Annotated in this window: 21 protein-coding genes; 17 read left to right on the forward strand and 4 right to left on the reverse strand. The window is 69.5% G+C overall.

Annotated features, from left to right (window positions below; all coding sequences use genetic code 11):
• The first annotated feature begins 52 nt into the window (after positions 1–52).
• Complete coding sequence (locus tag ACGFU7_RS12635) at positions 53–1,012, forward strand: helix-turn-helix transcriptional regulator (RefSeq protein ID WP_393694998.1); 960 nt, start codon at positions 53–55, stop codon at positions 1,010–1,012.
• Positions 1,013–1,427: 415 nt separating this feature from the next.
• Positions 1,428–1,643, forward strand: a complete 216-nt coding sequence (locus ACGFU7_RS12640; protein WP_393694999.1) for an I78 family peptidase inhibitor — start codon at positions 1,428–1,430, stop codon at positions 1,641–1,643.
• Between the two features lie 110 nt (positions 1,644–1,753).
• Here ACGFU7_RS12640 and ACGFU7_RS12645 read toward each other — a convergent pair whose 3' ends face one another.
• Positions 1,754–2,797 carry a phosphatase PAP2 family protein gene (locus tag ACGFU7_RS12645; RefSeq protein WP_393695001.1) on the reverse strand — a complete coding sequence of 348 codons (1,044 nt, stop codon included), beginning with the start codon at positions 2,795–2,797 and terminating at the stop codon, positions 1,754–1,756.
• A 545-nt stretch (positions 2,798–3,342) separates the two neighbouring features.
• On the opposite strand from ACGFU7_RS12645, the gene ACGFU7_RS12650 reads away from it, so the two are divergent.
• Together ACGFU7_RS12650 and ACGFU7_RS12655 are read left to right on the forward strand one after the other, a co-directional pair.
• Positions 3,343–5,043 carry an MFS transporter gene (locus ACGFU7_RS12650; RefSeq protein ID WP_393695003.1) on the forward strand — a complete coding sequence of 567 codons (1,701 nt, stop codon included), beginning with the start codon at positions 3,343–3,345 and terminating at the stop codon, positions 5,041–5,043.
• Between the two features lie 73 nt (positions 5,044–5,116).
• Positions 5,117–6,328, forward strand: a complete 1,212-nt coding sequence (locus ACGFU7_RS12655) for an acyl-CoA dehydrogenase family protein (RefSeq protein WP_393695005.1) — start codon at positions 5,117–5,119, stop codon at positions 6,326–6,328.
• A gap of 22 nt (positions 6,329–6,350) precedes the next feature.
• On the opposite strand, the gene ACGFU7_RS12660 is transcribed toward ACGFU7_RS12655, so the two are convergent.
• Entirely contained in the window at positions 6,351–6,794 is a 444-nt protein-coding gene (locus ACGFU7_RS12660) for a cell division protein SepF (protein WP_393695007.1), read from the reverse strand.
• A 308-nt stretch (positions 6,795–7,102) separates the two neighbouring features.
• Here ACGFU7_RS12660 and ACGFU7_RS12665 point away from each other — a divergent pair, with 308 nt between their 5' ends.
• Positions 7,103–8,344 carry a DUF5685 family protein gene (locus ACGFU7_RS12665; protein WP_393695596.1) on the forward strand — a complete coding sequence of 414 codons (1,242 nt, stop codon included), beginning with the start codon at positions 7,103–7,105 and terminating at the stop codon, positions 8,342–8,344.
• Positions 8,345–8,405: 61 nt separating this feature from the next.
• Here ACGFU7_RS12665 and ACGFU7_RS12670 read toward each other — a convergent pair whose 3' ends face one another.
• Positions 8,406–9,350, reverse strand: a complete 945-nt coding sequence (locus tag ACGFU7_RS12670; protein ID WP_393695008.1) for an ABC transporter substrate-binding protein — start codon at positions 9,348–9,350, stop codon at positions 8,406–8,408.
• 494 nt (positions 9,351–9,844) lie between these two features.
• Between ACGFU7_RS12670 and ACGFU7_RS12675 the strand changes: the two genes are divergently transcribed.
• The 10 genes from ACGFU7_RS12675 (at position 9,845) to ACGFU7_RS12720 (ending at position 20,375) form a co-directional block, all read left to right on the forward strand.
• The gene (locus ACGFU7_RS12675) at positions 9,845–10,711 is read left to right on the forward strand and encodes an amino acid ABC transporter permease (RefSeq protein WP_393695010.1); all 867 of its coding nucleotides are present in this window, start codon (positions 9,845–9,847) and stop codon (positions 10,709–10,711) included.
• Complete coding sequence (locus ACGFU7_RS12680) at positions 10,708–12,564, forward strand: FAD/NAD(P)-binding protein (RefSeq protein WP_393695012.1); 1,857 nt, start codon at positions 10,708–10,710, stop codon at positions 12,562–12,564. Before ACGFU7_RS12675 ends, ACGFU7_RS12680 begins: the two co-directional genes overlap by 4 nt.
• Before the next feature lie 61 nt (positions 12,565–12,625).
• A complete protein-coding gene (locus ACGFU7_RS12685) occupies positions 12,626–13,525 on the forward strand; it encodes an amino acid ABC transporter permease (protein ID WP_393695014.1) in 900 nt (299 codons plus the stop codon).
• A 44-nt stretch (positions 13,526–13,569) separates the two neighbouring features.
• Entirely contained in the window at positions 13,570–14,322 is a 753-nt protein-coding gene (locus ACGFU7_RS12690; RefSeq protein WP_393695598.1) for an amino acid ABC transporter ATP-binding protein, read from the forward strand.
• A gap of 32 nt (positions 14,323–14,354) precedes the next feature.
• Positions 14,355–15,329, forward strand: a complete 975-nt coding sequence (locus ACGFU7_RS12695; protein WP_393695016.1) for an ABC transporter substrate-binding protein — start codon at positions 14,355–14,357, stop codon at positions 15,327–15,329.
• Positions 15,330–15,348: 19 nt separating this feature from the next.
• Complete coding sequence (locus ACGFU7_RS12700) at positions 15,349–16,416, forward strand: LLM class flavin-dependent oxidoreductase (protein ID WP_393695018.1); 1,068 nt, start codon at positions 15,349–15,351, stop codon at positions 16,414–16,416.
• Positions 16,413–17,714, forward strand: a complete 1,302-nt coding sequence (locus tag ACGFU7_RS12705; RefSeq protein WP_393695020.1) for an NtaA/DmoA family FMN-dependent monooxygenase — start codon at positions 16,413–16,415, stop codon at positions 17,712–17,714. Before ACGFU7_RS12700 ends, ACGFU7_RS12705 begins: the two co-directional genes overlap by 4 nt.
• Positions 17,715–17,718: 4 nt before the next feature.
• A complete protein-coding gene (locus ACGFU7_RS12710; protein ID WP_393695022.1) occupies positions 17,719–18,534 on the forward strand; it encodes a DUF1684 domain-containing protein in 816 nt (271 codons plus the stop codon).
• 249 nt (positions 18,535–18,783) lie between these two features.
• Positions 18,784–19,683 (forward strand): S1 family peptidase, encoded by a 900-nt coding sequence (locus ACGFU7_RS12715; RefSeq protein WP_393695024.1) that lies wholly within the window; start codon positions 18,784–18,786, stop codon positions 19,681–19,683.
• A gap of 212 nt (positions 19,684–19,895) precedes the next feature.
• Positions 19,896–20,375 (forward strand): hypothetical protein, encoded by a 480-nt coding sequence (locus ACGFU7_RS12720; protein ID WP_393695026.1) that lies wholly within the window; start codon positions 19,896–19,898, stop codon positions 20,373–20,375.
• A gap of 58 nt (positions 20,376–20,433) precedes the next feature.
• Here ACGFU7_RS12720 and ACGFU7_RS12725 read toward each other — a convergent pair whose 3' ends face one another.
• The gene (locus tag ACGFU7_RS12725) at positions 20,434–21,360 is read right to left on the reverse strand and encodes a DUF4231 domain-containing protein (protein ID WP_393695028.1); all 927 of its coding nucleotides are present in this window, start codon (positions 21,358–21,360) and stop codon (positions 20,434–20,436) included.
• A gap of 226 nt (positions 21,361–21,586) precedes the next feature.
• On the opposite strand from ACGFU7_RS12725, the gene fxsA reads away from it, so the two are divergent.
• Together fxsA and fxsBH are read left to right on the forward strand one after the other, a co-directional pair.
• Positions 21,587–21,754 carry an FxSxx-COOH cyclophane-containing RiPP peptide gene (gene fxsA, locus ACGFU7_RS12730; RefSeq protein WP_383958863.1) on the forward strand — a complete coding sequence of 56 codons (168 nt, stop codon included), beginning with the start codon at positions 21,587–21,589 and terminating at the stop codon, positions 21,752–21,754.
• 64 nt (positions 21,755–21,818) lie between these two features.
• On the forward strand, positions 21,819–24,053 hold the full coding sequence (gene fxsBH / locus ACGFU7_RS12735) for a radical SAM/SPASM protein FxsBH, inactivated beta-hydroxylase extension form (protein ID WP_393695030.1): 2,235 nt from the start codon (positions 21,819–21,821) through the stop codon (positions 24,051–24,053).
• The last annotated feature ends 89 nt before the right edge of the window (positions 24,054–24,142 follow it).

Here is a 24,142-nt window from a genome sequence, read left to right on the forward strand (position 1 = left end):
CCGGCAGGGGTTGCGGACGCAGGCTGTCCGCAACCCCTGGCAGACTCGCCCCATGTTGGAGACCTCGGCACGACTGCTACGCCTGCTTTCACTGCTCCAGGCGCACCGGGACTGGTCGGGCGCCGATCTCGCCGAACGGCTCGGAGTCACCCCGCGGACCGTCCGCCGTGACGTCGACAAGCTGCGTGAACTGGGCTACCCGGTCAACGCCAGCCCCGGCACCGGCGGCGGATACCAGCTCGGCGCCGGCGCCCAGCTCCCGCCGCTCCTCCTCGACGACGAGGAGGCAGTCGCCGTAGCCGTCGGGCTGCGCACCGCGGCGGGCAACGGCGTCGAGGGTATTGGCGAGACCTCCGTACGCGCCCTGGCCAAGCTCGAACAGGTGCTGCCGGACCGTCTCCGGCGCCGGGTGAACGCGCTGAACACCTTCACCGTGCCGCTGCTCCGCGGACCCGGCGCGTCCACCGCCGATCCGGGTGTCCTCACCGAACTGGCCGGAGCCTGCCGGGACAGCGAGCGGCTGCGCTTCGAGTACCGGGACCACTCCGGCTCCGTATCGCGCCGGACCGTCGAACCGCACCGGCTGGTGTGCACCGAGCGCCGCTGGTATCTCGTCGCCTGGGACCTGGACCGCGCGGACTGGCGTACGTTCCGCGCGGACCGGATCACGCCCACGCCGCCGCACGGCCCGAGATTCGTCCCCCGCGAGGCACCGGCAGAGGATCTGGCCGCCTACGTTTCGAAGGGAATCTCGACCACCGTGTACGCGACGCATGCGGTGATCCGGCTGAAGGTGGGGATCGAGCGTGCGGCCGAACGGATCTCGCCGTCCTCCGGGGTGCTGGAGGCGGACGGCGCCGACAGCTGTCTGCTGCGCGCCGGGGCGGCGAGTCTCGATGTGCTGGTCATCCACGTCATGCTGCTGGGGATCGACTTCGAGGTCGTCGAACCGCCGGAGCTCAACGACGCGATCAGGGCGGCCAGGGACCGGCTGTCCCGGGCCCTGGACTGAGCGCTTCCACCGGCGTCCCCATACGGAGACGGTTCGGGTTGTCCGCTATACGGGCGGCAGTGGGCCGGCCGTCCCCGGCCCGTGGCGCGGATTTTGTGACCAAAAGATAAGGCTGCCATAAGGAAGCGTGAATTCCCGGTGGCATGCTCATTTACAGAGGCTATTCAATGCGGAAATTCCAGCTGTTCGATACGGGGTATTCCGTTTTGTTTTCAGACCTTCCGCATGATCATTTCCTGGGCTGTGTGATTACTGTGTGTCCGGTCCTGGACCGCAGGTTCGGGTGGCGTGATTCAGGTGGCACGCGTGTCGTGATCCTGTGACACAAGCGTGACCGCCGAGGGACGTGAGGATGCCGTGCGGCGGTCGGCGCCCCGGCTTCCGTCATGGTCCGCGGCCGCCTACGGTGAGAGGCATGGCACCCATACCGACCCCTCCCGCCCAGCCCGACGACACGCCCGGTGCGTACGTCGGCCTCGCCGTCGACGCGGCCGAACAGCGGGCCCGCAGGCATGGCTGGAGCACCGTCAGATCCCTGCCGCCGGGCGCGATCATCACCATGGAGTTCCGGAGCGGGCGGATCAACTTCGAGGTCGCCGATGCCGTCGTCACCCGCTGCTGGGTGGGCTGAGGATCGCCGCGACCCGCGCCCCGGACATGAGTGAAGGCCCCGACCGAAGTCGGGGCCTTCACTGTGCGGGGGAGCGGCTGTGCGTACCGGCCCAGCCGGTCCTGGGGTGTTCAGCCGCCGGTCATCGGGCGGGACGGGGCCGAGCCGCCGCGTGGCGTACGGTCCGCGTGCGGCGGGCGGCGGCTGCCGGCCGGGGTGACCGGGGTCCGCTCCGAGCGCACCAGATGCGCCTGATGCGACGGGGGCGCCGGATGTGCACGCGAGCGGGCACCCGTGACCGTGCCCGTTGTGGTCGCCGTGTGTCCGCCCGCGGCGACCGGCTCCAGCACCGGGCTCTCCGCCACGGTGCCGCCGCCGTCCAGCTGCGGGAGCAGTACGGTCCGGGGTCCTCCGGCCGCGACGGGCACGGAAGGAACGGGACGGCCGCGTCCCCGCAGGTTCTCGCGCTGGGCGAAGATCCACGCCTCGGCCCGGGTGATCAGCGGCTCGACCCAGGGCAGGCCCAGCAGGATCAGCAGCCCCGCGACCCAGCCCAGCAGCACATCGCTGAGCCAGTGCGTGCCGAGGTAGACGGTGGTGAGCCCGACGCCGAGCGAGACGATCGCCGACGCGGCCGACAGATAGCGCCTGGCCTGCGGGGTGGTGGCCAGATAGGCGAGGATTCCCCAGGTCACGACCGCGTTGGCGGTGTGGCCCGACGGAAATATATCGCCGCCGGCGAAGAGCTCCGCGGAGCCGATCTGGGTCGCGTAGTGCGGGCCGAGCCGCCCCAGGCCGATCTTGACCGCGCCGACCGTCGCATTGAGCAGCAGCAGTGAGGCGCCGAGCGTCAGCAGGGGCCGCAGTGTGTGCTGCCGCCAGGAGCGCCAGCCGAGCCAGCAGGCGACCATGGTGGCGGTGGGGCCGCGCTGGCCGAGCACGATGTAGTAGTCGAGGAAGGCATGGATTTCCGGCCACTGCTGATACGGCCGGAAGAGCATGACCTTCCAGTCCAGGGTCACCAGCCAGGAAGAGACCAGCACGGCAACGACGATGGCGAGATAGAACGCCAACGCCCCGCAGAAGAGAGCGATGCGGTGACGGCTCATCCGCGGTGGCTCTATCTTCGGCGGCTCCGGCTCCCGGTCCAGGCGGGCAAAGATGTCGGTACGCACCCAATCGACGTTACAGCGAGTTAGTGCGCGAACAGGTCGATCCGGTCTCTTTGTGATGACGATGTGATGTGGACTATGTCTCAGCCGGGCCTTAATTCCCGACTCGGAGAAGCGTATCCGAGGGTCTCTGCACTATTGATTTCGCACTCATTTCGGAAGGGTGTTTGGGTGCGGACAGAAATGCGCAGGAGGTGCCGGTATGAATTTCTCCGGCCTCTCGGAGAGGTGAAACGGACGGTGTCTGTCCGGTTACCGACCGCTGTCGATGCAGGCCCGGCGCGTGCTCCGGGAGTGACGCCGAGTACCTTCTGTGCCGGGTGCGGAGGCCGTCCGTGCGATTCCGAGCGGGCTCCGAGCGGCGGCTCGGCGTGGCGTACGCCACACTCCACGGTCCATCGGGGTATGAGGTGGACCACGTGTGAGTGCTCCGAACTCGCGTACGCTGACGGATCACTCGCCCGTCGATGCCGGGCCCCGAGGGACAGCGAACCGCTGCATCCCCGGCTGGCCTGCCGAGCGCGAGGGACCTTTTGGGAGGTACATGCATGTCCGGGACGACCACAGCCCGAATCCGGCTGCGCTCAGCCGCCGACGGTGCCAATCGATGGGTCGTCCTCGTCGTCCTCTGCCTCAGTCTTCTGCTCGTCGCGCTCGACGCGACCGTGCTCCATGTCGCCGTCCCCGCCGTCACCGAGGACCTGCGGCCCAGCGCCGTCGGTCTGCTCTGGATCGTGGATGCCTATCCACTGGTCTGCGCCTCACTGCTGATCCTCTTCGGCACCCTCGGTGACCGGGTCGGACGGCGACGCGTTCTGCTGCTCGGCTACGCCCTCTTCGGTGTCGCCTCCGCGATCGCCGCGATGGCCGACAGCCCCGGCGTACTCATAGCGGCACGTGCCCTGCTCGGTGTCGGCGGGGCGATGATCATGCCGGCGACGCTGTCGATCCTCCGGCAGGTCTTCCCCGACCGGCGCGAACGAGCCGTGGCGATCGGCGTCTGGACCGCGGTCGCCGCCGTCGGCGCCGCCATCGGACCCGTCATAGGCGGCTTCCTCGTCGAGCACTTCTGGTGGGGCTCGGTCTTTCTGATCAACATTCCGCTGATGGCTCTGGTCCTGCCGCTCGGCCGCCTGCTGCTCCCCGAGTCACGCGGCAGCAACGACGGCCCGTGGGATGTGCTGGGTGCACTGATGGCCGCGGCCGGCGTGCTCGGTGTGGTCCTCGGAGTGAAGCGGGCGGGCACCGGTGGGGGATTGCTGAGCCCCGCCACACTGGCCCCGCTGCTGATCGGGGCCGTACTGCTCATAGCCTTCGTGCGCCGCCAGAAGCGCCGCACGCATCCGCTGATCGACATCGGGATGTTCGCCAGGCCCGCCTTCTCCACCGCGGTGGGCTGCATCGTCCTCGCCATGCTGGCCCTGGTCGGGCTGGAACTGATAGCCGTGCAGTACCTCCAGCTCGTCCTCGGCCTGAGTCCGCTTCAGACCGGTCTGCGGCTGCTGCCGCTCACCTTCGCGGCCATGGCCGCGGGCGCCACCGGCTCGTACACCCTGCGCCGCATCGGGCCGCGCCGGATGGTCGGCTGGGGCTTCGTGCTCACGGCCGGCTCCGTGCTGATCCTGACCGCGATGGGGCAGCACGACCGGCCCGGTCTGCTGACCGCGGCCTTCGTCGCACTCGGCTTCGGACTGCAGTCCACGCTCTTCGGGGCGTACGAATCCATGCTCAGCGAGGCCCCCGCCGAACGGGCGGGCGGTGCGGCGGCGATCGGCGAGACCTCCTACCAGCTGGGCGCGGGCATGGGGATCGCCCTGCTCGGCAGCGTCATGAACGCCGCCTACACCCCCGGACTCGCGAAGCTTCCCGAAGAGGGCGTCCCTGCCGGGGACGGTGCGGCCGCCTCCCACTCGCTGGGTGAGGCCTACCAGGTGGCGGACCGGCTGGGCGGTCCGCTGGGCGAGGTGCTGCGCTCCACGGCCCGCCATTCCTTCATCACCGGGCTGCATGTCACGCTGCTGGTCAGTGCGGCGCTGCTGCTGCTCGGAGCGCTTGCCGCGCTGCGGCTGCCGCGGGTGATGGAGTGCCCGTCAATGGAGTGCCCGGCACCGGGTGTCCGTGAACCCCGAGAGGCCGAATTCCATGGTCCGCGCGAGGCGCCCGCCGCGGGCCGTACGCAGCGGCCGCTTTCGCGACCTGCCCGGCGCCGACCCGCTGAGGCGACCGGCTCTGGACGGGCGGGACACTGAGCCGTAACGTCGGTGCGACGCCATGACTAACACTGCTAGTTTTAGCATCGTGTGAGCCGCCGGAGGCACTCTCATGTCCACCACTCCGTCCTCGAAGATCCCGCCCTTCGACCCCGCCGACCCGATCGGCATCGACGATCTGCTCAGCGCCGAGGACCTCGCGATCCGCGACACCGTCCGCGACTGGGCCACCGACCGAGTCCTGCCGCACATCGCCGAGTGGTACGAGAACGGCGAGCTGCCCGGTATCCGCGAGCTGGCCCGTGAGCTCGGATCGCTCGGCGCCCTCGGCATGTCCCTGCAGGGATACGGCTGCGCGGGCGCCACCGCCGTCCAGTACGGACTGGCCTGCCTGGAACTCGAAGCGGCCGACTCGGGAATCCGCTCCCTCGTCTCCGTACAGGGATCACTCGCGATGTACGCCATCCACCGTTTCGGCTCCGAGGAGCAGCGGCAGCAGTGGCTGCCGGGCATGGCGGCCGGCGAGATCATCGGCTGCTTCGGCCTCACCGAGCCGGACCACGGCTCCGACCCGGCCGGGATGCGGACGTACGCCAAGCGCGACGGCGAGGACTGGGTGCTCACCGGCCGCAAGATGTGGATCACCAACGGCTCGGTCGCCGGGGTCGCCGTCGTCTGGGCGCAGACCGACGAGGGCGGCGAGGGCGGCGGAATCCGCGGGTTCGTCGTGCCGACCGGCACCCCGGGCTTCTCGGCGCCGGAGATCAAGCACAAGTGGTCCCTGCGCGCCTCGGTCACCAGCGAGCTGGTCCTCGACGAGGTACGGCTGCCGGCCGATGCCGTACTCCCGGGGGTCACCGGTCTGCGCGGCCCGCTCAGCTGTCTCAGCCATGCCCGCTACGGCATCGTCTGGGGAGCCATGGGCGCGGCGCGGGCCAGCTTCGAGTCGGCCCTCGACTATGCGAAGACCCGGGAGCAGTTCGGCAGGCCGATCGGTGGCTTCCAGCTCACCCAGGCCAAGCTCGCGGACATGGCCGTGGAACTGCACAAGGGCATCCTGCTCGCCCACCATCTGGGCCGGCGGATGGACGCGGGCAGGCTCCGTCCGGAACAGGTCAGTTTCGGAAAGCTCAACAATGTGCGGGAGGCGATCGAGATCTGCCGTACCTCGCGCACGATCCTCGGCGCCAACGGGATCTCGCTGGAGTACCCGGTGATGCGCCATGCGACGAATCTGGAGTCGGTGCTCACCTACGAAGGAACCGTGGAGATGCACCAGCTGGTGCTGGGCAAGGCGCTCACCGGCCTCGATGCGTTCCGGTAGACCGGTCCGGCGAGCGCCCTGCTCAGCTCTGGTTGAAGAAGCCGTCGGCCGGCCGGCCGGCGGCTTCGCCGTTGACCACCTGGGTGTCGGCCGGGGTCAGCAGGAAGACCCGGGTGGCCACGCGGTCGATCGAGCCGCGCAGTCCGAAGATCAGCCCCGCCGCGAAGTCCACGACACGCTTCGCGTCGGAGGGGTCCATGGCCGTGAGGTTGACGATCACCGGGACGCCGTCCCGGAAGAGCTCGCCGATGGCCCGCGCGTCCCGGAAGCTGTCCGGAGTGACGGTGGCGATCCGGCGGCCCGTCTCCACGGCCGCCTCGGAGGCCACCTGCACCCGGGGGTCGGTCACCCAGGCCTGACCGGTCCCGGTCTGCGCACCCTCGGGGTACTCGTCGTCGTCGTAGTACCGCTCGTCGTTGTCCTCTACGAGGCCCAGCCAGGCACTCGCCTTGCGCACCGATCCCATGGACGCCTCCTCTCACCGCGGTTCCGTGGTGTTCCGCATCTCTTTCGTATCCCTATGGTCGTCCATGATGCGGATCGTGCGCCAAGTGGATAGTCGGCGCGCAGGGGATTCGTGACGGTACTGGTGCAGAAGATGTGGCGGTTCGTCAAGGTTCCTCCTGCATTAGGGGCCTGAAAGAAAGAAAATACGATGTGCCGGTCCGTACGGGTGACATGGGGGACGTACGGGTGAATGGGGTGCTCGATACGATGCACGTCGCGCATGCGCACGAGCGCGGCGCACAGGTGAACGACTCCCGGGGGATCGTCGTGTTCGGAATCGTCAGGCCCTGTGCCCACCGGTTGTCCGAGGGGCTCAGGGCCGAGTGGATGGCCCATCTCTGCGGGCTCTGTCTCGCGCTTCGCTCCGATCACGGGCAGTTCGCCCGGATTGTCACGAACTACGATGGTCTGATCGTCTCGGTTCTGACGGAGGCTCAGTCCGAGCGCACCACTGGATGGCGACGTACCGCGGGGCCCTGCCCGCTGCGCGCCATGCGGACCGCCCCGGTCGCCCGTGGCGAGGGAGCCAGGCTGGCCGCCGCTGTCTCCCTGGTGCTGGCATCGGCGAAGGTACGGGACCACGTCGCCGACCGGGACGGCCTGTTGAAGCGCCGCCCGGCCGCCGCCGCAGCGCGCCGGGTCGCCGCGGGCTGGGACCGGGCCGGTGCGCGCACCGGTGCACAGCTCGGCTTCGACACGGCGCTGCTCGTCGACGCCGTCGACCGGCAGACCGGCATCGAGCTGCTCGCCGGGCCCGGCACCCCGCTGCTCACGGTCACCGAGCCCACCGAGACCGCCACCGCGGCCGCCTTCGCCCATACCGCGATACTCGCGGGCAAGCCGCAGAACGCGGAGCCGCTGGCCGAGGCCGGCCGCCTCTTCGGACGCCTGGCACATCTGCTGGACGCCGTGGAGGACCAGGAAGCTGACGCCGCGTCGGGTGCCTGGAACCCGCTCACCGCGACCGGCACCTCGCGGGCCGAGGCCCGACGGCTCTGCGACGACGCGCTGCGCGGCGTACGGCTGGCGCTGCGCGACGCGGAGTTCACCGACGACAAGTTGGCCCATGTGCTGCTGGTGCACGAACTGCGGCAGTCGGTGGACCGGGCGTTCGGCACCACGGCGTGCTCGCACCAGGCGGGCGGCATGGTCCTGGACGGAGTCGTCCCTCCGTCGGGTGTGCGGCAGGCCGGGTCCTTCGGGCCGCCGCCCGGCAATCCGTACGCGCCGGGCCCCGGCAGCCCTGCAGGCCCGCCGCAGCCCCCGCCCGAGCCACCGCGCGACCGGCGCGGTCTGATCGTGGGCTGCCTGGTGTGGGCGGGGCTGGCCTGCACCTGCCAGATGTGCTGCGGCACCTTCAACGACCCATGGAGCCATCAGCGCCGCGAGGGACTGTGCAGTCAGTGCGACTGCGGCGACTGCTGCGACGCGTGTGACTGCTGCAGCAACTGCGGGGACTGCTGCGACTCGTGCGACTGCTGCGACTGCGGGTGCGACTGCAGCTGCTGAGGCGGGGCCCGGCGCGGGCCGGGCCCCGGACTTGGCGGACCCGGCCCCGGTGCCGGCCGGGTCACTTGATCTCGGGCGGCGAGATCTGCGAGGTCTTGATCGCAGACGCGCTGATGCCCCACTTCTTCAGGATCCGGTCGTAGGTGCCGTCCGCCTTGAGGCCGTTCACCGCGGCCTGGAAGGCGGGCGCCAGCGGGGTGCCCTTCTTGAAGGCGAAGCCGACGTCGAGGCGCTTGAACTCATTGAGGAAGCGCACACCCTCCTGCTGATCCACCGCGTACCGCAGCCCGTTGATGGTCGACATCACCACATCGCTGCGACCCTGCTGGAGCGAGCTCCAGACCGCACCCTGGTCGCTGTAGGTCTTCACCTCGTACGGCTTCTTGCCCGCGTCGGAGCACAGGTGCCTGTTCTCCTCCAGCGTCACCTCGAAGGTGGTGCCCGCGCCGGTGCCCACGGTCAGGCCGCAGAGCTGGGTGAGATCGGTGACCTTCTTCAGCTTGCTGTCGTCGCGGACCGCGAAGCCCTGGCCGTCATTGATGTACGTGACGAAGTCGATCGTCTTGCGGCGCTCCTCGGTCACCCCGAAGTTCCCGGTGCCCACGTCGTACTTCCCGCTGCCCAGCGCCGGCAGGATCGCCTCGAAGGAGGCCACCTCGCGCTTCAGCTTCAGCCCGAGCTTCCTGGCCACCGCGTCCGCGAAGTCGATGTCCGTACCGGCCACCGTCTTCCCGTCCTCCAGGTAGGTGGCGCCGGGCGGATTGCCGATGCTGGAGGCGATGGTGAAGGTGCCGGAGGCACGGACATCGGCGGGCAGCAGCTTCGCCGCGGCCTCGTCCTTGTGCACCGACGACACGACATCCGTCGTCGGGACCTTTCCCTTGGCGGCCGCGGTCCCGGCGGCGCCGGCCGGTGCGGCCGCCGGATCGCCGGATCCGCACGCGGTGAGGGCGAGAGTGGCGACAGTGATCAGCGCGAAGGCAGCGGAGTGCCGGGTTCGGGGCATGAGGCGTGGTTCTCCAGGGTCGTCGGCCGTGCACAGGCGCACAAGCGCGGCAGCAGGGCAGCGCGCAGCGACACCACGGTCGTGGCGAAGGAAATCGGCGGAGCTGGGGAAAACAGCGGAGCGAGGGGAGGGGGAAGCGATGTTGTGTACGCGAAGACACGCAGGGAACAGTGCTCAGGCGCCGCACACGGCGCGAGGCAGAGACGCGAGGAAACGCAGGGGGTCAGCTCAACAGGAGGAGGACCACACGCGACCGAAGTCGATGTGGGAGCGCTTGACCAGCCACTGCTGCGAATACATGGCCCAAGTGGAGCAGGCATCCGGTGGTCCGTCAACTGAACTGAGACGTACGACTCACAGTGTGGACAAGCTTGACAACATGCAGTGAACAGCGCTTACCTCGAAGGCGGACCGGTGCTGAGGGGCCCGGTCCACGTTGTGTTTCTGCTGAAGGCACGTCCCGTGTTCGATCTCTGCATCCACGGAGCCTTCGCATGTCCGCGCAGACAGATACCCGCCCTCCGCCTCCCCCCGCCCCACTCACGAAGAGCAACGATGCCGACCGGCTCCGGATCGTCCCGGTACGCCGGACAGGACAGTGGGCGGCAGCCGTCGTCGCCCTGGCGCTCCTCGCCCTGGCGCTGAACTCCGTCATCCGCAACGAAGCCTTCCAATGGGATGTCGTCGGCGACTACTTCACCACCACCGCGGTCCTGCGCGGCCTCGGCCTCACCCTCTGGCTCACGGCGCTGGTCATGGTGCTCGGCTTCGCCCTCGGCACGCTGCTCGCCGTCCTCAGACTCTCCAGCAACCGCGTTCTGCAAGCGGTCAGTTGGGGATACGTCTGGCTCTTCAGGTCCACCCCGATCCTGGTCCAGCTGCTGTTCTGGTTCAACATCGGCGCGCTCTACCCGCAGATCCTCGGCGTCCGTACGGTGAACCTCCTCGGCCCCGTCACGGTCGCCGTCATCGGGCTCACCCTGCACGAGGCCGCGTACGCCGCCGAAGTCGTCCGCGGCGGCATCCTCTCCGTCGAACGCGGACAGATCGAGGCCGCCCAGTCGCTCGGCCTCGGACCCTGGCGCCGGCTCCGCCGGATCGTGCTGCCGCAGGCGATGCGCTCCATCGTCCCGCCCGCCGGGAACATGCTCATCGGCACCCTCAAAGGCACCTCGATCGTCAGCATCATCGCCGTACAGGACCTGCTGTACTCGGTGCAGCTCGTGTACCACCGCACCTACCAGGTCATTCCGCTGCTGCTGGTCGCCACCATCTGGTACGCCGTCGTCACCTCGCTGCTCAGCATCGGCCAGCACTACATCGAGCGGCACTACGCGCGCGGCACGGCCGGCGCCCGATGAGCCCGGCACCGACGCTCGTCGTCATCGGCGCCGGACCGCGCGGCACCGGCCTCATCGAGCGCATCGCCGCCAACGCCCCGGACCTGTACGAGGGCCGCCCGCTGGACATCCATCTCGTCGACCCGTACCCGCCGGGCGGCGGACGGATCTGGCGGCACGACCAGTCGCCGCTGCTCTGGATGAACTCCATGGCCGAGGACGTCACGATGTTCACCGACGACACGGTCCAGCAGGAGGGGCCGATACGCCCGGGGCCCGCGCTCCACACCTGGGCGGCGGACATCCGGGACGGACGCCTCACGCTCCCGGACGAGGCCGGCATCGAACCCGAACTCCGTGCCGAGATAAAGACGTTGGAGGGAGGCGACTTCCCGAGCAGGCGACTGCAGAGCGTCTATCTGCGCTGGGTGTACGAGCAGGCCGTGGCCGCACTCCCGAAGGGCATCACCGTCCACTGGCACCGCGGCCGGGCCGTACGTGTCACCGGGCCGCGCGAAGGCCGCCAGCGCGTCTGGCTGGCGGGCCGTGACAAGCCGGTCCTCGCCGATCTCGTCGCCGTCGCCATCGGCCACCTCGACGCCGAACCCGAGCCGGAACAAGTCGAGTTGGCCGACTTCGCGGACCGGCACGGACTCGTCCACCTGCCGCCCGACTTCACCGCGGACACCGATCTGACCGGCCTGCCCGCGGGTGAACCGGTCATAGTCCGCGGCTTCGGACTCGCCTTCGTCGATCTGATGGTGCTGCTCACCGAGGGCCGCGGCGGACGGTACGAGAACGGCGAGTACGTGCCGTCCGGCAGGGAACCCGTGCTCCACATCGGATCGCGCCGGGGTGTCCCGTACCACTCCAAGATCGGCTATGCCTGGCAGGGCGAACGGCCGCCCCTGCCGCGCTTCCTCGGCCCGGACCGGACCGAGGCGCTGCTGAAGACGGACGAGCCGGTCGACTTCCGGCGCGATGTGTGGCCACATGTCGACAAGGAGCTCGGCTACGCCCACTACCACCGGCTCTTCACCGCGCACCCCGAGCGCACGACGGCCGACTGGCCCGATTTCGAGGCGAAGTACGCCGCCGCGGACCCAGCAGGAACCGAGCTGCGCGCCCTCGTCTCGGCCGCCGTCCCCGACCCCGCCGACCGGCTCGACCTCGAAGCGCTCGACCACCCCCTGGACGGGGTGCGCTACCCCTCGTACGACGCACTGCAGGAGGGGCTGCGCGGCTACATCACCGCCGATCTGGAACGCCGCCACGACCCCGCCCACAGCCCGGACCTCGCCGTCTTCCTCGGACTGCTGTCCGCCTACGGGCAGTTGAGCCGGCTCGGCGACATCGGCGGCTGGTGGCACGGCTTCTTCAGCTACCTCGCCTCCGGCCCGCCGGGACCCCGGCTGCACCAGCTCCTCGCGCTGTCCCGGGCCGGTGTCGTCCGCTTCCTCGGCGCCGGAATGACCGTCGAGGCCGATGAACGGCGCGGCGTCTTCCGGGCCGGCAGCGCCACCGTGCCCGGGCAGCGGATAGAGGCCCGCGCCCTGGTCGAGGCCCGGCTGCCGGACCCCTCGCTGGAACGCACCCGCAGCCCGCTGCTCCAGGGGCTGTACGAGGACGGGGCCACCGCCACCGCCACCGGGCTGCTCTCGGTCGCCCCCGACAACGGCCGGATCCTGGGCCGCGACGGCCGCCCGCACCCGCGCCGCTTCGCACTCGGCCCGTTCACCACCGCGCGCGCCGGCGGAGCTTTCACCCGGCCGCGCACCGGCGGCCCGGCCTTCCGGCAGAACGATGCCACCGCGCGCACGGCGCTCACCTTCCTCCGGGACCTCGCCTGTAGCGACGGCCCCCTCGGCGCCTGACCGCGACCCCGCGCAAAGCCCCCGCCCCCACCCTCGTACACCTGCAGCTCAAGGACCTCTCATGTCCCTCACCAGCGATCCACCCATCGGCAAATCGACAGAACCACCTGCCGCCGCGCCCACTGCCGCCGACCACGACACGCTCACCGTCGTCCCCGTACGCCACCCCTGGCGCTGGGTCGCCGTCGCAGCCACCGCCGTCGTACTCGCCCAGTTCCTGCACGGTCTGGTCACCAACCCCGGCTGGGAGTGGGACGTCTTCGTCCAGTTCTTCACCGGCGAGACCATCCTCAAGGCCGTCTGGGTCACCCTTCAGCTGACCTTCTACGGTACGGTCCTCGGCTTCGCCCTGGGTATCGTGCTCGCCTTCATGCGGCTGTCGGCCAGCCCGTTCCTCAGCGCGGTCGCCTACGCGTACATCTGGGCGTTCCGCTCCATCCCGCTCATCGTCCAGCTGCTCTTCTGGTTCAACCTCGCCTATCTCTACAAGGAGTTGCAGTTCGGCATCCCGTTCGGGCCCGGCTTCTTCTCCTTCGACACGATGAATCTGGTCGGCGCGATGAGCGCGGCCGTCCTCGGACTGGCGCTGCACCAGGCCGCCTATGCGGCGGAGATCGTCCGCGGCGGTGTACTGGCGGTGGACGGCGGCCAGTTGGAGGCCGCCGCCGCGCTCGGGATTCCCCGGCACCGGCAGCTGCGGCGGATCGTGCTCCCGCAGGCGATGCGCTCCATCCTGCCGAACGCCGCCAACGAGATCATCTCGCTCTTCAAGGGCACCTCGATCGTCTCCGTGATGGCGATCGGCGAACTCTTCTACCAGGTCCAGGTCGTCTACGGACGCAACGGCAGGGTCGTGCCCCTGCTGATGGTCGCGACGGTCTGGTACATCCTCCTGACCACCGTGCTCTCCGTCCTCCAGCACTACGTCGAACGTCACTACGCCAAGGGGGCCGCGCGATGAGCAGCACCACCACCGACACCAACGGATCCACGGACGCCAACGCCATGGTCGAGATCCGCTCCGTCCACAAGAGCTTCGGCAGCCTCGAAGTGCTGCGCGGCATCGACCTGTCCGTGCGCACCGGAGAGGTGACCGTCGTTCTCGGCCCGTCCGGTTCCGGCAAGTCCACGCTCCTGCGCACCATCAACCATCTGGAGAAGGTCGACAACGGCTGGATCAGCGTCGACGGCACCCTGGTCGGCTACCGCAGGGACGGCAACAAGCTGTACGAGCTCCGCGAGCGCGAGGTCCTGCGACAGCGCACCCGGATCGGCTTCGTCTTCCAGAACTTCAATCTCTTCCCGCACCTCACCGTGCTGGAGAACATCATCGAGGCCCCGGTCGCCGCCCTCGGCCGCCCGAAGAGGGAAGCCGTCGCCGCCGCGGAGAAGCTCCTCGCCCGGGTCGGGCTCTCCGACAAGGCGGGGGCGTATCCCAAGCAGCTCTCCGGCGGGCAGCAGCAGCGGGTGGCCATCGCCCGCGCACTGGCCCTCGAGCCGAAGCTGCTGCTCTTCGACGAGCCGACCTCGGCGCTCGACCCCGAGCTGGTCGGTGAAGTCCTCGACGTCATCAAGGACCTGGCGCGCCAGGGCACCACGATGATCGTCGTCACGCACGAGATCGGCTTCGCCCGCGAGGTCGCCGACACCGTCGTCTTCATGGACGAGGGACGGATCGTCGAGCAGGGCGCCCCCGGCGACGTACTCGACGATCCGAAGCACGAGCGCACCCGCGCGTTCCTCTCCAAGGTTCTGTGATCCCACCCATGTTCTCTTCAAGGAGTACGCACGTGTCCGTCCGCCGCACCCTTTCCGCCGCGCTCGCCACTCTCACCGCCGCAGGACTGCTCACGGCCTGCGGTGGGGGTGACGCCGCCACCAGCGAGGTGAAGCCGAAGGGGCAGCAGGGCACCGGTATCAATATCGGCCCCGACCAGCACCGGATCAGAGGAACGAAGGCCGACACCATCGCGGCGAAGGTGCCCGAGGCGATCCGTAAGCGCGGCACGCTGCGGCTGGGAGCGAGCGCCGATGCCTCGCCACCGCTGGGGTTCTACGCGACCGACGACAAGACCCGGATCGGCTCGGAGATCGACATAGCGACCCTGATCGCCGACACGCTCGGTCTGAAGCCGCAGTTCGAAGAGGTCTCCTGGGAGAACCTCTTCGTCGGTCTCGACAGCTCCAAGTTCGACGGGGTGCTCTCGAACGTCACGGTCACCGAGGAGCGCAAGGAGAAGTACGACTTCGCGACCTACCGGCTCGACAACATCGCCTTCGAGGCCGAGAAGGGCTCCGGCTGGAAGGTGAAGGAGCCCAAGGACGTGGCGGGGAAGACGATCGCCGTCTCGTCCGGGACCAACCAGGAGAAGATCCTCGTCGATTGGAGCGAGCAGAACGTCAAGGCCGGACGCAAGCCGGTGGACATCAAGTACTTCCAGAAGGACACCGACTACTACCTGGCCCTCCAGTCCGGCCGTATCGACGCCTACCTCGGCCCCAGCCCGTCCGCCAACTACCACGTCGCATCGGCCGGCCAGTCCGAGATCGTCGGCACGCTGTCGGGTGCGGGCGACGGGCTCCAGGGCAAGATCGCGGCCACCACGAAGAAGGGCAGCGGTCTGGTCGAGGCGTACGCGGCCGCCATCGACCACATCGTGCAGGACGGTTCGTACGCCAAGGTGCTGAAGCGTTGGGGGCTCTCCAACGAGGCCGTCGCGAAGTCCGAGATCAACCCGCCCGGCCTGCCCAAGCCCAAGAACTGAGCCCCGAGAGGTAACACCCATGGCTTCAACCGCACCTCTTCACCTGGCCGCCGAGATCGGCGGTCCGCCCCGCTACGACCCCGAGCACTACACCGGCCTCGCCCGGCTCGCCGAGCGCGGCGCCCTGGACTTCGTCACGCTCGGCGACTCGTTCGCCAGGCCCGGGCTCGACGCGCTCGCCGTGCTCACCCGGGTCGCGCCCGCCACCGACCGGATCGGTCTGGTGCCGACCGTCACCACCACCCACACCGAGCCGTTCCATGTGTCGTCCGCCGTGGCCACCCTGGACTGGGTGAGCCGCGGCCGGGCGGGCTGGAACATCGATGTGTCGACGACCGAGGCCGAGGCCCGGCTCTTCGGCCGGCGCCCGGCAGCGCCCGCCGACGAGCTGTGGCGCGAGGCCGGTGAGGCCGCCGACGTGAGCGCCCGGCTCTGGGACAGCTGGGAGGACGACGCCGAGATCCGGGACGTCGCCACCGGACGCTTCATCGACCGCGACAAGCTGCACTACGTCGACTTCGAGGGCGCCAACTTCACGGTCCGCGGCCCGGCCATCGTGCCCCGGCCCCCGCAGGGACACCCGGTCACCGTCGTCGACGCAGCGGGCGGCCCGGCCAGGGAGACCGCGGCCCGCCATGCCGATGTCGTCCTCGTACGGGCCACCGCCCCCGAGCGGGCCGCCGCGATCCGCACCGATCTTCGCCGGCGCGCCGCGGCGTACGGGCGCGACCCCGACACCCTTCGGGTCCTGGTCGCGCTCACCGTCGACCTCGGCGACGCCGAGACCGCCCCGGAACCGGGACTGGAGAGCGGACCCCCGCTCGCCGCCGGCGGCTCCTACTACCGGGGCGGCCCGGTCGACCTCGCAGAACTGATCACCCAGTGGCACCGCGGGGGAGCGGCGGACGGTTTCCACCTCACGCCCATCACCCCCGGGCGTGACCTCGAACGAATCGTCAACGGCACCGTGGCCCTGCTCCAGCACCGCAGCCTGTTCCGCACCTTCTACCCCGGCGGCACCCTGCGCGAGCACCTGGGGCTGGCCCGCCCCGCCAACCGGTACGCCCTCGAAGGGGGACGAGCATGAGCACCGCAACGAGGCAGCTGCATCTCGCGGCCCACTTCCCGGGTGTGAACAACACCACCGTCTGGGTGGACCCCCGTTCCAGGAGCCAGATCGACTTCTCCTCCTTCGAGCACCTCGCCCGCACGGCGGAACGCGGCAAGTTCGACTTCTTCTTCCTCGCCGAGGGGCTGAGGCTGCGCGAGCACAACGGCCGGATCCACGACCTGGACGTGGTCGGCCGCCCCGAATCCCTCACCGTGCTGGCCGCGCTGGCGGCCGTCACGGACCGGCTGGGCCTCGCCGCCACCGTCAACGCCACCTTCAACGAGCCGTACGAACTGGCCCGCCGCCTCGCCACCCTCGACCACCTCAGCGACGGCCGGGCCGCCTGGAACGTGGTCACCTCCTCGGACGCTTTCACCGGGGAGAACTTCCGGCGCGGCGGCTATCTCGACCGGGCCGACCGGTACACCCGCGCGGCCGAGTTCGTCGCCACCGCCCGCGAGCTGTGGGACACCTGGACCCCCGACGGCACCCCGCGTCCGTTCGCGCACCGGGGCCAGCACTTCGGCATCGAGGGCGAGTTCACCGTCCCGCGCTCCCCGCAGGGCCATCCGATCGTCATCCAGGCCGGGGACTCACCGGAGGGCCGCGAGTTCGCCGCGTCCGCCGCCGATGTCATCTTCACCCGGCACGGCACCCTGGAGGCCGGCCGTACCTTCTACGCCGATGTAAAGGCGCGGCTGGCGAAGTACGGCCGGGAACCCGACGAGCTGAAGATCATGCCCGGGGTCACCTTCGTGCTCGGCGACAGTGATGCCGAGGCCCAGGAGAGGGCGGCCGAGATCCGCCTCCAGCAGGTCTCCCCGCAGAACGCGCTGCTGGCCCTGGAACAGATCTGGGGCCGTGACCTCTCCTCGTACGACCCCGACGGACCGCTGCCCGAGATCGACCCGGACCCCGAGTCCTCGCTGGTCCAGGGCCGGGTCAGACACGGCGACCCGCTCGCGGTCGCGGCCCGCTGGCGTGCGCTGTCCGAGGAGAAGGGACTGTCCATCCGTCAGACCGTCATCGAGACGACCGGGCGGCAGTCCTTCATCGGCAGCCCGCAGACGGTCGCGGCGCAGCTGGCGGAGTTCGTGGCCGCCGACGCCGCCGACGGATTCATTCTCGTACCGCATCTCACGCCGGGCGGCCTGGACGACTTCGTCGACCGGGTCGTCCCGCTCCTCCAGGAGCGCGGTGTGTTCCGCTCCGAATACACCGGTCCCACACTGCGGTCGCATCTCGGGCTCGCCGAGCCGGTATGGAAAGGTTGATCGCATGAGCACGGACGCACAGCAGCCGCACGATTCCGGGCAGGCGGCACAGGACTGGAAGCACTGGCACGAGGAGCGCACCGCCACGGTCGCCGCACCGTACGGACCACTCTCCCTCACCGGCACCCACTGGCTCTCCGACTACCCGGAAGGTCACATTCCGGGGGTGCCCGGGCAGTGGCGGGAGGACGGCGAGGAGCTGGTGCTCAGCGCCGCCGCCGGCGACGGTCTGACCGTCGACGGCAAGCCCTTCACCGGCCAGGTCCGCCTCACCGCCGACCGCGGCCCGATCGACGAGTCCCGCGTCGCTCACGGCGGGCGGCGGCTGGTCGTGCTGAGCCGCGAAGGGCTCTGGGCGGTACGGGACTTCGACCCGGACTCCCCGGCGCGGCGCGACTTCCGGGCCATCGAGGCCACTTTGTACGACGCCCGCTGGGCGCTGCCGGGCACCTTCCGCCCGTACGACACCGCCCGTACGGTCCGGGTCGAGAACGCCGACGGAGTCGAGCGCGGTCTCGGACTCGCCGGCGAGATCGCCTTCGAGGCCGACGGCACGGAGCACACGCTGCAGGTCGCGGTCGAGCCCGACGGCTCGCTCTGGGCGGTCTTCGCAGATGCCACCAGTGGAAACAGCAGCTACCGCTTCCGGTTCCTGCGGCCCGCGGCTCCGTCCGAGGATGGCAGTGTGACGGTCGACCTCAACCGTGCGCTGCTGCCGCCCTGCGCCTTCGCGGACCACTTCATCTGCCCCTTCCCGCCGCCCGGCAACACCCTTCCCATCGCGGTCGAGGCGGGGGAGCGCAGCCGCGTCGACGGCTGACGTACCGCCATATCGCCCCGGGACCACGGCCCCGGCAGCCCGTGTGCTGCCGGGGCCGCCCGTGCGGCGCGACAAGTTCAGGCCAGAGGGCCCTCTTGCGCCAGAAGTTGACGCCTTGAATACTCCCGAGCAGCGCTTGTCAGGAGCACGGCATGTTCGCGCTGCGGACGTGCCGTGCGAACGACTGCGCCTCACGGGTCCGACCACCCCACAGGCGGGCCCCCGACTTCCCCTCGGGAGGAATGAAAAGTGAGGATCAAGCGCACCACCCCCCTCAGCGGTAACGCGAGACGCAACAGGGCTGTCGCCATCGCCGCAGGCCTTGTCGCCGTCGCCGCACTCGCCGTCCCCACCGCCCAGGCCAACACCAACACCACCTTCAGCGCCAACCAGCTCTCCGCCGCGAGCGACGCCGTGCTCGGCGCCGATGTGGCGGGGACCGCCTGGCGCACCGACCCGGCGACCAACACCCTGGTGGTCACCGCGGACAGCACGGTCTCGAAGGCCGAGATCAAGCAGATCAAGCAGTCCGCCGGAGCCAACGCCGGCGCCCTGCGGATCGAGCGCACCTCCGGAAAGCTCAGCAAACTGCTCTCCGGCGGCGACGCGATCTACGCCCCCGGCTGGCGCTGCTCCCTCGGCTTCAACGTCCGCAGCGGCAGCACCTATTACTTCCTGACCGCCGGTCACTGCACCGACGGCAACCCGCCCTGGTACACCAACTCCTCCAACTCGACCAGCATCGGCCCGACGGTCGGATCCAGCTTCCCGACCAACGACTATGGCCTGGTGCGCTACGACAACACCTCGCTCGCCCACGAGGGCACCGTCGGCAGCGTCGACATCACCAGCGCGGCCAATGCCACGGTCGGTATGTCGGTCACCCGCCGAGGCTCCACCACCGGCATCCACAGCGGCACCGTCACGGGCCTCAACGCCACGGTCAACTACGGCGGCGGGGACATCGTCTACGGCATGATCCAGACCAATGTCTGTGCGGAGCCCGGCGACTCCGGCGGTCCGCTCTACTCCGGCTCCAAGGCAATCGGTCTGACCTCCGGCGGCAGCGGCAACTGCTCCTCCGGCGGTACGACCTTCTTCCAGCCGGTCACCGAGGCACTCAGCGCGTACGGGGTCAGCGTCTACTGACGCCCCGGCACCCCGGTCCGGCCCTCGGGCAAGCAGTCGGCCGAGACGGAGCCCCCGCCCGAATCCTGGGCGGGGGCTCCCGTTCACCCCGCGGCTTTTGAGAGAATGTGGGGCAGGCCGGTCATGCAGGAGTAAACGGGGGCGGATGCTGTGCCTTCCGGAGGGATGCCCTCCGGGAACCCCCGGCAGACACCTCAGGGGGTTCCAGGTCCGTGAAACGCATCGGAGTGACCGGCCATCGCAGCATTCCGCAGGAAGCCCATGCCCATGTGCTGGCCGGGTTACGGGCGGCGCTCTGTGGCTTCGAAGGCTCACTGGAGGCCCTCTCCAGCCTGGCGGTGGGAGCGGACCAGCTCTTCGCCGACCTAGCCCTGGCCCACGGTGCGGATCTGACCGTGGTCATCCCCAGCGGCGACTATGAATCCTGCTTCGCCGACGTGGCCGAACTCGCCCGCTACCGGGCCCTCAAGGACCGGGCGGTCCGGGAGGTCCGGCTGGACTACCCGCACTCCACCGACGAGGCGTACTACGCGGCGGGCGCGTACATCGCCGACCACTGCGACCGGCTGCTCGCCGTGTGGGACGGAAGGCCGGCCCGAGGCTTCGGCGGCACGGGCGACATCGTGACGTACGCCCGCAGCCTGGGCCGCCCGGTCACCGTGATCTGGCGCGAGGGCGTGGAGCGCACCTGACCCGCTCCCGCGGCCGTCTTCGTATACGGCCGCGTGTGATCCCCTGACGGACTGTCCGTCACATCTGGTGCCGGGCAAGCCAGTCGGTGTGCTGCGGAGAAACAATGCGCTCGGTCTCGAAAACGGCCCGCGGCCACTGACGCTCGGTCAGCGTGGTCTCCATCGCCACCTGCATCGCCTCCAGATCCTGCTCCACCAGTGAGTGGGCCGAGATCAGGGGGTGGTGGCGACGCATCTCGCTCCACGCCAGACAGGCCGCCGCGGCGGTCGACAGTATCGCCGTCAGGGCGAAGGACTGGGTGACGGAGAATGTCCGCAACAGCGCGAACACCAGGGCCAGCGCCGTCAGTACGGCGATGGTGGTCGACCAGACGAGCGTGGCCCGCCGGGACACCTCCTGACGCCTGCGGTACCAACTGCGCTGCTCGATCAGCCGGTCCCGTACATACGTCTCCTTGCGCACGGTGAATGCCTTGTTCCGCAACTCGCGCATGGAGTCCGTCATCAGCCCGCCCGATTCCGCCGTCAGTTCGCGGGGGTCGGTCCACCCCACCTTCCGGAGCTCCTGAAGGCCCTCTTCGAGACGGTTCGCGAACACCGCCTCGGGGTGCTGGGTGCTGGTGTCGAAAGGCGAGCCGTGCACCGAGTAACGCCAGCACATCGACTTGATGAACTCTGCCGCCGAGCGGTTGAGTTGCCATTGCGACTTTGCTTTGCGCTGGGCGGTGAGGTACGTCGTGATCAGGACACCCACATAGGCCAACACGCCGATGGCGTCGGTGAGTTGAAACGTGTCAGCCATCTCCAGGCGCCAGGGCACCGCGGCCGGCATCGCGCCCACGACCAGTAGAATCAGCTGGACGCGGGTGGTGTTCACGGCCTCCCGCTGGCTTGCGATGGCGATCGTGTCCGTGTGATGGAAGAGCGCCGGCAGATCGGCGTTCCTGAACACCATGCTCTGCAGCGGTCCGGGGATCGCCGTCATGTTCACTCCCGTCTGCGGTTATGTCGTCACCTCAATGGTGGAATCGGTGGTTCCGTTCGATCCGGGACGGTCCCACGTGGCGCTCTTGTTCCAAGTGGGCGTCCTCAGTTGCCAACCGAGGTCATGAGAGTAAAGTCGTGCCGCCGGACACTGCAATGGTGCAGATACCGTTGCTGCATTCCTGTCTGGAACCATTCCATCGGAACAAATCCCCTCAAGGACGGCCGTGAAGACCTCTGAATCCTCCCTCTCCTTCGCCGTTGCGAAGAAGAACCGTGTGCCGCTCGCCGAGATCGATGTCCGCGGCGCTGCTGCTGCCCGGAAGCTCGGTCGCGTGCATGCCGCGTCAGCCGGTCGCCCCACCCAGGCATCGACCTTCAATTCGGCACTCTGAACCGACGCCTCGGCACTCCGAACCAATGGCCCGAGCACCCCTTCGGGCTGGCTAGACTGGTGGAATGACAGGACCCCTGGTCCCTTTCCGCGAAGTCGTTCTCAAGGTTCACAGCAGGTGTGATCTTGCCTGTGACCATTGCTATGTCTATGAACATGCAGATCAGAGCTGGCGAACCCAGCCGAAAACAATCTCTGATGATGTCATCTTCCGGACTGCTCAGCGCTTGGCCGAGCATGCCAAGACACATGCACTGCCCTCCGTGTCAGTGATCCTGCACGGAGGGGAGCCTCTACTGGCGGGCCCCGCCCGATTGCGGCGCGTCTGCGAAGAGCTCACCTCCGCCTTCGAAGGCATCGCGGAGCTCGACCTCCGTATCCACACCAACGGACTCCAGCTCAGCCCGCGCTATCTCGACCTCTTCGACGAGTTCGACGTCAAGGTCGGCATCTCCCTCGACGGCGACCGGGCCGCCAACGACCGGCACCGCCGCTACGCCGACGGACGCAGCAGCCACCCCCTGGTTCTCAAGGCCGTCGAGCTGCTCCGGCAGGAGCGCTACCGCCATCTCAACCTCGGGCTCCTGTGCACCGTCGACATCGAGAACGACCCGCGCGCGGTCCTCGACGCACTCACCGAGCTCGCCCCGCCGCTCATCGACTTCCTGCTTCCGCACGCCACCTGGGACGAGCCGCCGCCCCGCCCGGACGGATCACCCACCGCCTACGCCGACTGGCTCCTCGCGGTCTTCGACCGCTGGCAGGAGCAGGGGTGTCCGGTGCCGGTGAGGCTCTTCTCCTCGGTGCTGTCCACACTGAGCGGCGGCCCCAGCCTCACCGAGTCCCTGGGGCTCGCCCCCACCGACCTCGTCGTCGTCGAGACCGATGGCCAGCTGGAGCAGGTCGACTCGCTGAAGAGTGCCTACGAAGGCGCGGCGGCCACCGGCTTCGATGTCTTCACCCACACCTTCGACGAGGTCGCGGCCCACCCCGGGGTGCGGGCCCGTCAGCTCGGACTGGCCGGCGTCAGTGAGACCTGCCGCCGATGCCCGGTCGTACGTTCGTGCGGAGGCGGCCTCTACACCCACCGGTACCGCTCCACGGGGCCGTCCGGCGCATTCGACAACCCGTCCGTGTACTGCGCCGATCTGGCCGCCCTGGTGCGCGGCATCGAGGCGCGCACCGCGGCGGCCCTCGTCGCACCCGCGGTGGTCGAGCCCGTCGAGCTGCTCGCCGCCCAGCAGGACCTCACCCGCACCCTGCTCGCCCGGCTGAACGCCGACATCGGACGGCGCGGCGGCGAGTGGTGGGCGGCCGTGTGGGAACTGGCCGCCACCATCGACGGTTCCGAGGAAGGGGCCCGCGGTCTGGACGAGGTGCTGGCCCACCCCTACACCCGCAGCTGGCTGCTCCACGCGATGGAGCTGGTCCACGAGCGGCCCGGGGCCGTGCAGGTGGCGCGTCAAATGCCGGCGTATCTCGCGGCCGCTGTCGTACGGGCCGGCCTCGATCTGTCCGTACGGGTGACCTTCTCGGGCGGCAGGATCTTCCTGCCCGGCCTCGGCGAGTTGCGGATCACGGACGCGGGGGAGCACGGCACGGCACTGGTGCGGGCCACCGAGGACGGCTTCCTGGTCCGGCGGGAAGGGAGCGGCGCGGCCGAGCTGCGCGTCGTACGGCCTCAGGTGGCCGGTCCCGGCTGGCGGCCGTTGCGCCGGCTCGCGACGCCCGGTTCGACGCCCGGCCTGGTGCTCGACGACCTCGACCCGTACCGCGAATGCTTCGGCCTGCCCGCCGCGGACGCCCTCGACGACCGGGCCGCCGCCGGCCTGGAGGCCAGGATCGGCGAGGCGTGGACGCTGATCGAGACGAAGGCGCCCGGGCGCACCGGGGAGATGGCGGGCCGCCTCACCACCCTCACACCGCTGACCCGCCTGGCCCCGACGGAGCCCGCCGTCGGACGGCACGGATACGGCGCACTGGGGATCTCCCCGGACGGCAGTGCCGAGGAGCTGGCGTTCGCGCTGCTGCGGGGCTTCCGGCGGGCCGAATTGCGGGCGCTTTGCGATGTCACGGATCTTTACGCGGCAGACGGCTCCTGGGAACATCGGATGCCCTGGCAGGAAGAACCAGTTCCGTTTTCCCGGTTGCTGGCCGACACCTATGAGCGGATGGCGTTGGGGGCTTTCGAGCCGAGCTGCCTGGAGGGCGTACCGCAGGCCCTCGACACGCTGGAGGGTGCCGCCGAACTGACCGTCGGTGGAAAACGGCTGCTGGATCAGATGCGAAAAGAGATCTGAGGCTCGCATTCCGGTTTAGCCGGGGCCGTCCGTACGCACAGGACAACTGGGAGGAACAGACGCAGACCGAATTCGATCAAGGAACGATC

Source organism: Streptomyces sp. NPDC048473 (genome assembly GCF_043200155.1).
Taxonomy (GTDB): domain Bacteria; phylum Actinomycetota; class Actinomycetes; order Streptomycetales; family Streptomycetaceae; genus Streptomyces.